This window comes from Stutzerimonas sp. (assembly GCF_982611455.1).
This window is the reverse complement of sequence record NZ_CEXBBO010000005.1, coordinates 148,531-162,208: the sequence shown is the minus strand read 5'-3', so window position 1 is coordinate 162,208 and position 13,678 is coordinate 148,531. Positions and strand designations below refer to the sequence as shown.

At 59.6% G+C, this 13,678-nt stretch carries 8 protein-coding genes; 2 read left to right on the top strand and 6 right to left on the bottom strand.

Going from position 1 to position 13,678, the window contains the following annotated elements; genetic code table 11:
* Positions 1–7: 7 nt before the first annotated feature.
* The 3 genes from AC2LD7_RS05195 to AC2LD7_RS05185 all read right to left on the bottom strand — a co-directional run bounded on the left by AC2LD7_RS05195 (position 8) and on the right by AC2LD7_RS05185 (position 2,533).
* On the bottom strand, positions 8–1,132 hold the full coding sequence (locus AC2LD7_RS05195; protein ID WP_484596784.1) for an efflux RND transporter periplasmic adaptor subunit: 1,125 nt from the start codon (positions 1,130–1,132) through the stop codon (positions 8–10).
* Positions 1,133–1,380: 248 nt separating this feature from the next.
* On the bottom strand, positions 1,381–1,956 hold the full coding sequence (locus AC2LD7_RS05190) for a YceI family protein (protein WP_484596783.1): 576 nt from the start codon (positions 1,954–1,956) through the stop codon (positions 1,381–1,383).
* A gap of 22 nt (positions 1,957–1,978) precedes the next feature.
* Entirely contained in the window at positions 1,979–2,533 is a 555-nt protein-coding gene (locus tag AC2LD7_RS05185) for a cytochrome b (RefSeq protein ID WP_484596782.1), read from the bottom strand.
* A gap of 170 nt (positions 2,534–2,703) precedes the next feature.
* Here AC2LD7_RS05185 and AC2LD7_RS05180 point away from each other — a divergent pair, with 170 nt between their 5' ends.
* Entirely contained in the window at positions 2,704–4,110 is a 1,407-nt protein-coding gene (locus tag AC2LD7_RS05180; protein ID WP_484596781.1) for an adenosylmethionine--8-amino-7-oxononanoate transaminase, read from the top strand.
* A 102-nt stretch (positions 4,111–4,212) separates the two neighbouring features.
* Positions 4,213–4,929, top strand: coding sequence for a 16S rRNA (uracil(1498)-N(3))-methyltransferase (locus tag AC2LD7_RS05175; RefSeq protein ID WP_484596780.1), 717 nt, complete (start codon positions 4,213–4,215; stop codon positions 4,927–4,929).
* Positions 4,930–4,981: 52 nt separating this feature from the next.
* Here the strand turns inward: AC2LD7_RS05175 and AC2LD7_RS05170 are convergent, their stop codons facing one another.
* Genes AC2LD7_RS05170 through AC2LD7_RS05160 form a run of 3 tightly spaced genes read right to left on the bottom strand, consistent with a single transcriptional unit; the run spans position 4,982 to position 13,675 of the window.
* Positions 4,982–5,452 (bottom strand): chemotaxis protein CheW, encoded by a 471-nt coding sequence (locus tag AC2LD7_RS05170; protein ID WP_484596779.1) that lies wholly within the window; start codon positions 5,450–5,452, stop codon positions 4,982–4,984.
* Entirely contained in the window at positions 5,449–6,501 is a 1,053-nt protein-coding gene (locus AC2LD7_RS05165) for a chemotaxis protein CheB (RefSeq protein ID WP_484596778.1), read from the bottom strand. Before AC2LD7_RS05165 ends, AC2LD7_RS05170 begins: the two co-directional genes overlap by 4 nt.
* A complete protein-coding gene (locus tag AC2LD7_RS05160; RefSeq protein ID WP_484596837.1) occupies positions 6,494–13,675 on the bottom strand; it encodes a hybrid sensor histidine kinase/response regulator in 7,182 nt (2,393 codons plus the stop codon). The genes AC2LD7_RS05165 and AC2LD7_RS05160 overlap by 8 nt, the downstream gene beginning before the upstream one ends.
* Between the last annotated feature and the right edge of the window lie 3 nt (positions 13,676–13,678).

Below are 13,678 nucleotides of genomic sequence, written 5' to 3'. Positions count from 1 at the left end.
CTCAGCCTTACTGGGCTCGTGGCTGGGCAGCGGCAACGTTGGAAGCAGGCACGGGCTCGACTTCAGCGCCTGGGCGGATGAACTGCAGGCCTTCGGTGATCAGGCGGTCACCCGAATTGAGTCCCTCGCTGACCAGCCAGCGGTTGCCAACGGCACGCGATGCAGTGATCTGACGAGCCTCGACTTTGTTGTCGGCGTTGACCACCAATGCGGTTGCCTGACCGCTCGGCGTCCGCGTGACGCCCTGCTGGGGTGCGAGAATGGCTTCGCTCTTAACCCCGGCGACCAGCTGCGCATGGACGAACATGCCTGGCATCAAGATCTTGTCCGGATTCGGGAAGACCGCACGCAGCACAACCGAGCCCGTCCCGGCGTCCACCGACACCTCGGAAAACTCGAGCTTGCCCTCATGTGCGTAGGTACTTCCGTCCTCGAGCATCAAGGTCGCTTTCGCAGCGTTTTCACCGGCTTTTTCCAGCCGCCCTTCGGCCAGATCGCGGCGCAGATTGAGTAAATCCCGTGCCGGCTGAGTGACATCGACGTAAATGGGGTCGAGCTGCTGAATGATTGCCAGCTCCTGGGCCTGGCCTGTGGTGACCAGCGCGCCCTCGGTAACGGCCGAGCGGCCGATACGTCCGGAAATGGGCGCGAGCACCTTGGTATAACGCACATTGATCTTCGCGCGTTCCAGATCCGCCTCGGCCTGCAAGTTGGCAGCGCGAGCTTCCTCATAAGCCTGCTTGCTTACCGCCTGCTCTTCAACCAGCAATGCGTAGCGATCAGCGAGGGACTTGGTCGATGCCAGGCTGGCCTGAGCACTTTTATAGGTGGCCTGATAGATCGCATCGTCAATTTGATAGAGCTGCTGGCCAGCCTTGACCTCGCTGCCCTCGGTAAACAGACGCTTCTGAATGATGCCATCGACCTGCGGACGTACCTCGGCGATACGATACGGCTGTGCCCGCCCCGGAAGTTCTGTGGTGAGCGCAAACGGCTTGGCTTCGAGTGTTACGAAGCCGACTTTGGGGATTTGCTGGGCGGCGGGCGCAGCGGCCTCTTCCTGACAACCGACGAGCAGAGAAGCAGCAGCGAAGATGGTGATCAGTGCAGCACTGGCTGACTTGATTGACATGGAGAGAAACCTCGTTGAACAGACAGACCCGGCGCAGAACAGCTCCGGCAGACTCGAATGGCAGAATGCGATTAATATACTTACATTCATGACTGTCTGTAAACAGGCGATCCTGATGTAATGCCATGAATCAGGCGATTCCAGAGCATTCCGCCAGCATCATGGGCGTGGCCGCCATGATCTTTGCAGCCAGATATAAAGCAGAACGCCGGCTCGAGCCGGCGTTCTACGGTGAGTGCTCGTTGCGCTTACTGACGAACACCTTCTACCGAGATGATCAGGTCCACCGTCTGCGAAGCCGGGCCGAGATCCATCTTGATATTGAAATCTTTCAGTTTTAGCGTTGTGGTGCCCTCGAAACCGGCACGGTAGCCGCCCCACGGATCCTTGCCTTCACCGATGAATTTAGCCGTGATCACGACTGGCTTGGTCACGCCGTTGAGCGTCAGGTTGCCAGTAATATCAGCCGTACCCTCACCGGTGGATTTTACCGAGGTGGATTCGAAGGTAGCGGTGGGATGCTCGGATACGTTGAGGAAATCATCGCTGCGCAAATGCTTGTCACGCTCGGCATGGTTCGAATCGATGCTGGCGGTCTGTAGTGTGACCTTGACCTTGCTCGCTTCAGGCTGCTCGGCATCGAAACTGAAGCCACCGTCAAATTCCTTGAAGGTGCCCCACAGCCAGCTGTAGCCAAGATGGCTGATCTTGAAGTTGACGAAGGCGTGTTGCCCCTTCGTATCGATCGCATAATCGGCGGCAACTGCCTGCCCTGCGAGAATCATCGAACCAAGAGCGAGTGCCGCGAAGGTTTTCTTCAACATTGGAGTTCTCCTTTGAGTGCTTTCAGGCATCGGCGCGGCCGAGCATCCGTTTAAGGGTCGGGTCACGATCGATGAAGTGGTGTTTGAGGGCCGCCAGGGCATGCAGGCCGGAGAAAATCACCAGCCCCCAGGCGAGGTATTCGTGGATCTGCCCGGCGATGTCTTCCTGGTTCGGGATCGATGTGATTAATGCCGGCACCTCGAACCAGCCAAACACGCTGATTGCGCGCCCATCAGCGGTGGAAATCAGGTAGCCGGAAATCATCAGGACGAAAAGGCCGAGATAAAGAATTCCATGCCCGGTCTTGGTTGCAAGACGCGCCATACGGCCATGGCTTGCCAGCGGAGCAGGACCGCTGCTGAAATAGCGCCAGATGACCCGTACCACCATCAGCCCGAGAAGCAGCAGCCCGACGCTCTTGTGAATATCCGGCGCGGTGCGATACCAACTGCTGTAATAGGTCAAGCCCACCATCCAGTAACCCAGCGCGAACAGACCGACCACGGCAATCGCCACCAGCCAATGCATGACAATGCTGACCAGGCCGTAGCTGCTGGATGAGTTTCGCCATTGCATCGGTAACGCTCCGGATTTGAGATGCGTCAAGCCTAACGACTAACCGATCGAAATGAATCGCATTTTTTCGTTTCAAAATATCGAGCGGACAGATAGATCGACCGAACGACCCGGCCGATAGATGACTTTCTGCTAGGCTGCGCGGATTTCACCCGCGTAAAGGAGCGACGATGAGCCTGAACCACAGCTGGATGCAGCGCGACCTGTCCGTACTCTGGCATCCTTGCACTCAGATGAAAGATCACGAGCTGCTTCCGCTGATCCCGATCCGACGCGGCGAGGGAGTCTGGCTCGAGGATTTCGACGGCAAACGTTACCTCGACGCGGTCAGCTCCTGGTGGGTGAACGTGTTCGGCCATGCGAATCCACGCATCAATCAGCGCATTAAGGATCAGCTCGATCAACTCGAACACGTGATGCTCGCAGGCTTCAGCCACCAACCGGTGATCGAGCTCTCGGAACGGCTGGTGAAAATTACGCCACCAGGACTGGACCGGGTGTTCTATACCGACAATGGCTCGACCGGCATCGAGGTCGCGCTGAAGATGAGCTACCACTACTGGCGCAACAGTGGTCAACCGAACAAGCAACGCTTCGTCACACTCACCAACAGTTATCACGGCGAAACCGTCGCGGCCATGTCGGTTGGCGACGTAGCTTTGTTTACCGACACCTATAAGCCGTTGCTGCTGGACACCTTCAAAGTCCCTAGCCCGGATTGCTTCATGCGCCCCGAGGGTATGAGCTGCGAAGAACACTCGCGAAACATGTTCGCCCACATGGAGCAGACCCTGGCCGAGCATCATGCGGACATCGCTGCGGTGATTGTCGAGCCGCTGATACAGGGCGCTGGAGGCATGCGCATGTATCATCCGGTTTACCTCAAGCTGCTGCGTGATGCCTGCGATCGCTATCAGGTGCACCTGATCCTCGACGAGATCGCCGTTGGCTTTGGCCGTACCGGAACGATGTTTGCCTGCGAGCAGGCGAACATCACGCCCGACTTCCTCTGCCTGTCGAAGGCGCTGACCGGAGGTTATCTACCGATGGCTGCGGTCCTGACGACCGACAAAATGTATCAGGCGTTCTACGACGACTATTCGACCTTACGCGCGTTCCTGCACTCGCATACCTATACTGGTAATCCGCTGGCCTGTGCCGCCGCTCTGGCGACGCTCGATATATTCGAGCAGGACCACGTGATCGAAGCCAACAAAGCGCTCGCCGCTCGTATGAACAAGGCCACCGCTCATTTGAGCGACCATCCACAGGTCGGCGAAGTACGGCAGACCGGCATGGCGGTCGCTATCGAAATGGTTCAGGACAAGGCCAGCAAGACCTCGTATCCCTGGCAGGAACGGCGCGGCCTCAAGGTTTACCAGCATGCGCTGCAACGCGGCGCCCTGCTACGCCCCCTGGGCAGCGTTGTGTATTTTCTGCCGCCCTATACCATCACCGAAGAGCAGATCGACTTTCTTGCAGAAGTCGCTACAGAAGGCATCGACATTGCGACGCGAGCAACTGTAAGCGTGGCAGTGGCACCTGGCGCACGTGCCGATTTTCGCGATCCAGGCTGACAACAGCGACACGCTGCAAGCGACAAGCAAGCCAGGAACTGCAAGTCGGACAGTCGATGCTTTAAACTTGCCGCTTCCAATTTGCCGCTTGCAGCTGTTCTTATGCGCCTCTCCCGATTCTTTATCGATGCCCCGCTTTCTCTCGGCACTCATGCGCTTCCCGAAGCCTCTGCACATTATATAAGCCGGGTGCTGCGGCTATCGGCAGGTGCCGCCGTGCAGCTATTCGATGGCAGCGGCAACGAATACCGCGGAGAGTTGGCCGAAGTCGGCAAAAAGCAGGTCAATGTCGAACTTCGCGAGCAGCTCCGCGGATTGCCGGAGCCAGTGCTACGAGTACACCTTGGTCAAGGCTTGTCTCGTGGAGAGCGGATGGATTGGGCGATACAGAAAGCCACGGAACTGGGCGCCACGGAGATCACCCCGATTGTCAGTGAACGCTGCGAAGTACGTCTGAAGGATGAAAGGGCCGACAAGCGCCTGGCCCATTGGCGCCAGATCGCCATAAGCGCCTGTGAGCAATGCGGTCGCTCCGTTATTCCGATTATCCATCCACCGACGCCGCTGCATGAATGGCTGGCCATCGAAGCGGAGCTGAAGCTGGTGCTGCACCCGGTGGCCGAACCTCTATCTGCTCACCAACCGCCCGCCACACTGGCATTTCTGATCGGCTCCGAAGGCGGGTTGACTGACGCGGAGATCGAGCAAGCGCGGCTCTCTGGATTCCGGCCCGCCCGCCTCGGCCCGCGCGTCTTGCGTACGGAAACCGCACCGGTGGTAGCGTTGAGCGTGGCTCAGCAACTCTGGGGGGATTTCTAGCCGCAAGCCGCAAGCCGCAAGCCGCAAGCCGCAAGCGAATCAGGATAGTGGGTCAGACCAGTCCGGCATCTGCCAATTTCTGCTCCAGCGCGATGAGGTCCGGGATTCGCGCCTGAACGTCGCCGAGATTGACCGCTTCCAGTTCCAGCGGCGCCAGCGCTACATCTGACCGAGCCAGGCTTGAATCGATCTTGATCGAGCGGGGAATTCCCTGAACCAGCAACGCGATGAACTTCACGTGATCGCGTCCACCCATGGCGTTCAGCACCGCCACCCGTGCCTGCGAACCCGTTTCAGGCTGACCATCGGATGCCGCCTCGAATGACAGCAGCGGCAACGTGAGGTCTCGCCACGGCACCTGACCGAGAAACCAGGCCGGCGCTCCCTGGGTCGGCTGCGGCACACGGTAGGGGATCAGCTCCGCAACGGCGACGTTGGGCAGCAATAACGTGCGATCGGCCAGTGGAACCAGCAGGCCGGTAATGCTCGTCGGGGCTTCCTGAGTAATAACGGATTGACTCATGGGGTATCCAATTGCAGAGCCGCAACAGGCTGGCAGGCCTGTTGCGCTAGGTGATTGACCAAGGCTTGGGCCAGTTCGCGCGGATCCCCGCTGAGGGAGCTATAACCGCCTTCGCGAAGGCTATCCGGCATACTCGAGCAGACACAGGATTCGGCACGTTGGGTCCAGACCTTGCCGCCCTGGCGCAACACATAAGCGGCAGCGGCATTTCCGTCGCTGCCCATGCCGCTGAAGGCGATGACGCCACAACGGCTGCCGAACTGCTGAGCCAGATTGAGCATCATCTGATCGATAGAGGGGCTGTAGGGCTCGGGCCAGCTACGTCCACTTAGCAGCATGGCGCCATCCTTGCCAAAACCCATCTCCTGACCGATAGGCGCGACCACGACTTCCCCACAGCGAATCGCGTCGTGGTCGCGGCTCTGATTGACGCTCCATTGGCTGTGACGCCCCACCACTTGCGACAACGCCGACTCGAAACTTGCCTCGATATGCTGCGCATAGACGAAGCCAAGCGGTAACCCGCCTGGCAACGCATCGAGAAATGCTTTCACTGCCTCGGGACCACCCAGCGACGCGGCCAGCAACCAGACCTCACGAGCCGGCTCGCCAACCACCGAACCGGTATTTGCCAGAGCGCTAGGCAGCTCTATGCACGCGGGGCGTTGCTCTTCGCCTCGCAGAACCTCGAGGCGTGGGCCAACGACCCTGGATGGATCACCTACAAGCCGCTTCAGTTTGCCGAACAAACGCCGCTCCCAGCGCGGATAATGTTCAGAGTGACGTTCCGGGGCATGCCCTTCGCCGAACAGCACCGGGCAGCGGTCGCGTTCGAGCAGCGAGTTGACCAGTGGCGAATCCTCCGTCTGCGCCAGATCGACGAGCCACAGATCGGCTTCGACCGCTTCGAGGTCCGCTTCCTGCAACCGCGCGGGATCGCTGTTGAGCACCACCTGATAACCATTGGCGCTCAATGCCTGCTGCAGCACATGGCGTTGCAGCGATGTATCGGCGATAACGCCGATGCGTGCCGCAGCGATCTCACTCATGGGTCTTGACCAATTGCTGGATCGTCTCGAGCAGCAGGGATTCCTGATACGGCTTGCCGAGATATTCGTTCACACCGATGGCCATTGCTCTATCCCTGTGCTTTTCGCCGGTTCGCGAGGTGATCATAATGATCGGCAGATCTTTCAGATGCTCATCGTGGCGCACCAGTGTTGCCACCTCAAAACCGTCCATACGTGGCATCTCGATGTCCAGCAGCATGACGTCCGGCTTGCGCTCCTGCAGTTGGGTGATCGCGTCGACACCATCCTTAGCGGTCAGCACGTTCATACCGTTCCGCTCTAGAAGACGGCTGGTTACCTTGCGCACGGTGACGGAATCGTCCACCACCATGACCAGCGTAGGCCGATCGACTTCCACCTCGCCCGGCTCGTCTTCGCCAAGCAGGTGCAGCGGTTGCTGCTGCGTGAGCAGATGTGCGTGCAGCACACGAATTGTCGCGAGCAGATCCAGAATCACCACCACGCGGCCATCACCCAGGATGGTCGCACCGGAGATGCCCGGCACTGTGGCGAACTGCGGGCCCAAGCCCTTTACCACGATTTCGCGCGAGCCAGCGAGGCTATCGACCTGCACCGCCACGCTGTGCTCGTTCGAGCGCACCAGAATCACTGGTAGGGGCAGACTCTGACCGACTAGTTTTGGCCGTTGACCGTTGTTCAGCAGCTCGCCGAGATAGCGCAACTCGTAAGTCTGCCCAGCGTATTCAAAGCGGGATGCGCCCGGCTGGTAGTAAGCTTCCAGTTCATAAGGCGATACACGCACGATACCTTCGATGGTATTCAGCGGAATCGCGTAAAGATCTTCACCGGAATACACCATCAGCGCGCGGTTGACCGATACGGTGAATGGCAGACGAATCAGGAAGCGTGTGCCATTGCCGAGCTTCGATTCGATGCTCATCGAGCCACCGAGCTGCTTGACCTCAGAGTGCACCACATCCATACCGACGCCGCGGCCGGAGATCTGGGTGACTTGTTCGGCGGTGGAAAAGCCCGCCTCGAGAATGAATTGCAAAATTTCATGGTCCGACAGGTCGCTACCGGAAACCATCAGGCCGCGTTCGATTGCCTTACGACGCACCGCCTCGAGATTGATGCCCGCTCCGTCGTCGCTTAATGCAAGGACGATATCCCCACCCTCGCGCGTCAGATCCAGGCGGATGTTGCCCTGCTCAGGCTTGCCCGCGGCAACACGTTTGGCAACGGCTTCGATACCATGATCCACGGCATTGCGAAGCATGTGCTCCAATGGCGCGACGATGCGCTCGAGTACGCTGCGGTCCATTTCGCCCGTTGCGTTGCCGACATGAAATTCGACCTGCTTGCCCAGCTCGCCGGCAACTTGACGGACGATGCGGCGCAACCGCGGCACCAGCCGATCGAAGGGCACCATGCGTGTACGCATGAGGCCTTCCTGAAGTTCCGTATTGACCCGAGCCTGCTGCAACAGCAAGGTTTCAGCATCACGGTTACGCGCGGCCAGGGTTTCCTTCAGGTCGAGCAAGTCGGAAGCCGACTCGAACAGGGCGCGGGAAAGCTGCTGGAGCTGCGAGTGGCGATCCATTTCCAGCGGATCGAAGTCATCGTATCCGGCGCGCTCGGCTTCGGCCTGATAACGGCTAAGAATCTGCGCCTGGGTTTCGGTATCCAACCGTCGCAACTGATCGCGGACCCGCTCGATAGTGGCCTCCATCTCGCCCAGCGTGAAGCCAACATCGCTGACCTGCTGCTCGACTCGACCGCGGAAAATCGAAGTTTCACCCGCCAGGTTAACCAACCCCTCCAGCAGATCGGCCGGCACCTTGACCAGCTCCTGCGGCGCACGACGTGAAGCGGCGTCCAGCGCGGCCTGCTCGGCGCGGCGGATGAAAGGCAATATCTTAGCCGGCGTGTTGGCCGTCGGCGCCTGGGCGCTGGCGGCAACGATCGGTGTTTCGAGCATGATTACGGGCGAGTCGGATTGTGCCTCAGGAAGACTCGTCGGCAGTTGCTCGGCTGGGCTCGCATCAGATTCGCTCGCCAGCCGCAAGCGCATCGATTCGACTTCCTTGAGCATGCCGTCATAACCGCTTTGTATATCCAGAAACAAACTGTCGGTCCAAGGCGCGCCCTGCTGTTGGGCATCGCTGAGACGTTGCTCAAGGTCATGAGCCATATCGCCCAGGCAGCCTTGAGCCGCCAGACGCGCACCGCCCTTGAGCGTGTGCAAAATGCGCATCATGTCGACCAGTGGAGCGGCGCTGTCGCGCGAGGCCTCCCACCGACCCAGCGCGGATTCCATTTCCTCCAGAAGGTCATCCGCCTCTTCTACGAAGATGTCTAGAATCTCGACTTCGGCGGCGTCCTGAGCGGCATCTTGCGCCGCCTTCAGCGCAACGCTACCGGGCATGCTCAACTGCTCTTCGGGGTTCGCCCGAAAGCGCCGAATGGTTTCGATCAGGTCCAGACCGCTCGGCAACCCGCGATAGGAGCGCACCGCATCGAGCATCGCCGCCAACCGGTCATGGCAGGTCTGCAACAACGTGAAAAGCGTCGGGCTCGCCCGATAATTACCGGCACACAATCCTTCGTACAGGTACTCCAATTCATGCGCAAGATCGCCGATCTCGCGGATGTCCGCCATCCGCGCACCGCCTTTAAGGGTATGAAGATCGCGCTGCAGTGCTTCGACCTCGAAAGTATTGTCGACGTCATCCATCCAGCGTTGCAGCGACATACCGGCACGCTCGATGATGTCGAAGCCTTCCTCGAGAAATATTTCTACCAGCTCGGGATCACGGTCCTCCCAGCTGCCGGCACCCACCTCGGCGGACTCCGCTACCGCTGGCGGCACTTGGACATCGCAATGCTCAGACTCATCTGCCTCAGGCGAGCACTCTTCAACCTGCTCCGCGTCCTCGTCTGAAATTCCTAAATCGAGGGTCAAGGCATCGCCTGATCGCTGTTCGGCTTCAACCTGAACGTCATCGGCAGCCGCATCGACTAGGCCAGCCGTGTCGGTCAGAAGCCCGTCATGATCTGACGTTTCCGAGGTATCCGGTTCATCGGCGAGCGGCTCGGCGCCCTGCGCTACGATGGTTTCATTGAGCGTGGAAACATCGCTTTCGAATGTCGGCGTGACGCCTTGACGATAGGCTCGGATGCGCTCGATGAGCTCGGCCGCGCCGTCCATTGGCTTGTGTGCTTGAAGTTGCTCAAGCTGCACCGCAAGCTGATCGTGGCTGCGAAGCAATAGCGTGGCGAGATCACTGGCATGAACGTAACGACCGTCCGAAAGACCCTCATAGAGCGTTTCGAGCTCATGCGCCAAATCCCCGATCGGGCGAATTTCGGCCATCCGAGCACCACCCTTGAGGGTATGCAGATCACGTAACAGTGCTGAGAGGGCCAGCTGGTTGGCAGGATCGCCCAGCCAACGTTCTAGCGCGCCACCGGCGCTTTCAAGTAGATCAACGGCCTCGTCGAGGAAAATCTCGACCATTTCCTCGTCCTGCTCGTCGGGTTCCGACTGGGGAGTGGCAGGCCAGGCTTCGGCTTCGGCTTCGGCTTCGGCTTCGGCTTCGGCTTCGAGGGTATTTTGGGTGAACTCATCAACCGCAGCAGCGTTAGAATCTTCCAGGTGTACGTCGGTGTCCGGTATTTCATATGCCAGCGGGTTGATCGACTCGGCAAGCAAATCTTCGAGACGAGCGACCAGCTCAGGCTGGCCACTGACCTGCAGACCAGCGGCGACCTGGTCCATCATGCCGACTAGCGCCTCATGTCCTTGCTCGACGTCATCGAAGAAACGTGCGCTGACTGCGAGACGACCATCCTGTACAACGGCATACAACTCGAGCAACGCCTGGCAGAGCGCGTCGATTTGCGGCAGATCGGCCATTTGCGCACCGAGCCCAAGAGTCGTCAGCTCCTCCAGCAATGCCGTCAATTCCTGGCGTTCGGCCGGGTGCTCGCGCCAGCTGCGCAGAAGATCTTCGGCGTCCAGCAGGATATTCATACCCTCCGACAGAAACAGCGCGATCATGCCGGGGTCGCGTGGCTCGCCGTGCTCGTTTTCGCCGCGCTCGCCAGCATTCGCCAGACGAGCCTGATACAGTGCATGCACTTGCGCGATGAAGTCGTCGGCACCCTCGATGGGCGCCAGCGGTTCACGCTCAAGGTTCTCCAGCCCTCGCCGCAGCAGTTGTTCTGCAGCATGCAGAAGTTCCGCTTCGGCTAGATCCATAGGGATCAGATTGGCCTTGAACTCCTTGACCATCTTTTCGAGTGGTGTGGCAATTTCCGCGACCGGTAGAATTCCGGCCATATGCGCGCTGCCCTTGAGCGTGTGCAGGGCACGCTGCAATGCATCGGTCACTGGCTGTGGAAGACGCTGCGCGCAGTCAGCCAGGAAATCGACCAGCGTGCTGAGATGCGATTCCGCCTCGTTGCGGAAAATTTCCAACAACTGCGGATCCAGCACATCGTCGCCAGTAGCCTGCTCCTGCACCGGCAGTGAAGCGACCTCAATGCCGCCCTGCGGATCAGGATCGACCGGCTGGCCTTTAGCGAGGGCATGGGCGTCAGCAGCCAACCGGTCCACGTCGTCGCGCTGACGTTGTGCCTTGGCAGCAAACTCTTCAACCAACGCTGGCATGAGCGCGACGACGTCGGCGATCAGCTTCTTTACCGGCTCGTTCGCATCAATGCTGCGGTCGAGGACGCGGTTGAGCAGGTTTTCAACAGACCAGGCCAGCTCGCCGATGATCAGCGCACGCACCATGCGACCGCTACCCTTGAGGGTGTGGAAGGCTCGCCGGACTTCGCCTAGCGCGTCCTTGTCCGAAGTGTCGGCGCACCAGCGGGGCAGATATTCGCCGATGGTTTCGAGCACCTCGGCGGCTTCTTCGATGAAAACTTCGAGCAGGTCATCATCGACCGGCTCCTCTCCCTCAGGTGGAGGTAACAAACTCGGTGGAACGTTTCGTGCGGGCGGATTGATCGCGACGACTGGCGCAGCCATGACGTCGTCCAAGCTCATCGCGGGCTCGGCGGCGGCTGGCTGCTCTGCCAGTTCCGGCAACACGACCTCAGGCATATCCAGCTCGGCCATTTCGGCCTCGCTCCATTCCACCGAGTAGCCGAGCGACTCGTTGGCACCTTGGTCATCAGATACCGCCGATAGGTCGTCTGTTTCGGTGACGATTGCCTGCGAAAACGATGCCCCGGATAGCTCGAAGTCGCGCTTATCGTTATCGAGGTCCTCCTCGACGTTCCAATCCACAGCCGATCCCGAGCCGGCCGGCGGCAGCTCGGCAGCGAGCGGATCGCGCGACTGGAATTCAAGATCGACGTCCAGGTCCAACCGCTCGGCGTCCAGAGAATCCAACACTGGCTCCGGCAATAGAACCTCTATTTCGTCCAGCGGATCGGACAATTCGACGTCCGCAGCGAGACCGATCTCGTCGCGATCGGCAGTGGACGGTTGCTCCCGTAGCGGGTAGCCCAGCGCTTGCAGGCTCTCTTCGGCCACATCGAGAATCAAATCGCCCTGCGAGCCGCAGTCTTCGCTTAGGCGCTCAAGATAGTATTCAACGCTGGTTATCGCATCGGCGAGAGTATCCAGGCTTTGCCAATCAGGGATCGCCTGGCATGCGAGTAGTTGTTCTTGAATATAGCGGTTGCAGGCGTCCAGCAGCGCCGCGGCCCGCGCGAGCGGAATCATCGCAAGCCCGCCACGCGATTGGGTCAGCAGCTCGGGCACGCGCGCCAGATGCTGGTGATTCCATTGCGAGGCAATGAACTCGATAATGGCGTCCTTGGCCTGTTCAAGACCGGTTCTCGCTTCGCGAATAACCAGCTGGTGGATCTGCGCAACATCAGTGGTCGGAAGATGACTCTCTTCGCCCTGCTCGTCAGACGTGCCGCCAACCATGCCGGCCAGTGTCGCCTCGACATACAACAGCGCACCTGCCACATCCATTAGAGCAGCATCGTCGGGCTGCTGTTGCCCTTGCGCCAGGGCTTCGACCACACCAATCTGATCGAGAACAATTCTGCGTGGCTGCCCGAAACCTAAAACGGCAAGCGTATCGGCGATCTGCTTGAGCGGCGCCTGCAGCGCACCCAGGTCGCCCAACCCCTTCCGATCGCTGCGTACGAACAGATCCAGGCTGTCCTTCACCCGAACCAACTCTTCGCACAATGCAGCTACAACCGAGCGCATGGCTCCGCGATCCGGACCCGCCAGTTGGGCTCGTTCTTCGTCGACCACGGTGCTATCAGGTAACGCCTCGTCCAAGCTGTATTTGGCCTTCAAGGCCTGGATGCGTGCAGAGTGTGCGGGCGCCTTGGCAATGTAAAAGAGAAGATTCTTGATCAGCTCGTCAGGCGCAGCCTGGTTGATCCCATCTGCGCCCTGCGCGACGAGCCGTTTGAGCTCCTTATCCACCTGACGCAACAAGGTACGGACCGAGGTGCTGTTAACGACGCCACCGCTGGCCAATCCCTCGATCACCCCCGACGCGACCTGCCACAACGCTCCCAGTGGCGCGTCCTTGCAAAGCATTTCCAGGCGAGCGAACACTCGAGCCATGTAACTCAGGTTGGTTGGCATGTCCTGACTGCGGATAACCCCGACCAACGCGACTTGCAACATCTGTCGCAACTTGCGCAACAGGCTCGGCAGATCAGCAGTTTGCCGCTGCGCCAGAAACTCAGTCGAAAGTGCCGGAAGACGAGCGGACATGTTGGGCGAGAACAGACTGGTTTCCGAGAGCAGCTTCTCGCCACGCGCGGCGCGCAGGTCGTTAAGTAACGGCAGTACGACCATGGGCAGATCGCGGCGAGCGCTCTGGATGCGATCCAGATACACCGGCATTTGCAGAATTGCCTGCATGAGCACTTCGAGCGCTTCTGTCTGGCTGGCGACGCTCTCGTCCAGCAGGGCACGGGCAAGTTGCTCCATTTCTTCGGCAAGCAGTGCAGCACCGTAGAATTCAACCATCTGCAAGGTGCCATGTACCTGATGCACATAGGTCAGGCAGAAGCGCATCCGCGTCGAGTCTTGCGGGTTTTCGACGAACGCTTCCAAGGCCTGCCGCGCCTGTTTAAGCGTTTCGGCAATTTCGCCTTTCACCCACTCCAGGGCGACATAATCGTGCCGATCACCCATAGC

What these genes read in the sequence shown, in the direction of transcription:
- AC2LD7_RS05195 (WP_484596784.1), bottom strand. Translation starts at nt 1,132, where the DNA reads ATGTCAATCAAGTCAGCCAGTGCTGCACTGATCACCATCTTCGCTGCT.
- AC2LD7_RS05190 (WP_484596783.1), bottom strand. Translation starts at nt 1,956, where the DNA reads ATGTTGAAGAAAACCTTCGCGGCACTCGCTCTTGGTTCGATGATTCTC.
- AC2LD7_RS05185 (WP_484596782.1), bottom strand. Translation starts at nt 2,533, where the DNA reads ATGCAATGGCGAAACTCATCCAGCAGCTACGGCCTGGTCAGCATTGTC.
- AC2LD7_RS05180 (WP_484596781.1), top strand. Translation starts at nt 2,704, where the DNA reads ATGAGCCTGAACCACAGCTGGATGCAGCGCGACCTGTCCGTACTCTGG.
- AC2LD7_RS05175 (WP_484596780.1), top strand. Translation starts at nt 4,213, where the DNA reads ATGCGCCTCTCCCGATTCTTTATCGATGCCCCGCTTTCTCTCGGCACT.
- AC2LD7_RS05170 (WP_484596779.1), bottom strand. Translation starts at nt 5,452, where the DNA reads ATGAGTCAATCCGTTATTACTCAGGAAGCCCCGACGAGCATTACCGGC.
- AC2LD7_RS05165 (WP_484596778.1), bottom strand. Translation starts at nt 6,501, where the DNA reads ATGAGTGAGATCGCTGCGGCACGCATCGGCGTTATCGCCGATACATCG.
- AC2LD7_RS05160 (WP_484596837.1), bottom strand. Translation starts at nt 13,675, where the DNA reads ATGGGTGATCGGCACGATTATGTCGCCCTGGAGTGGGTGAAAGGCGAA.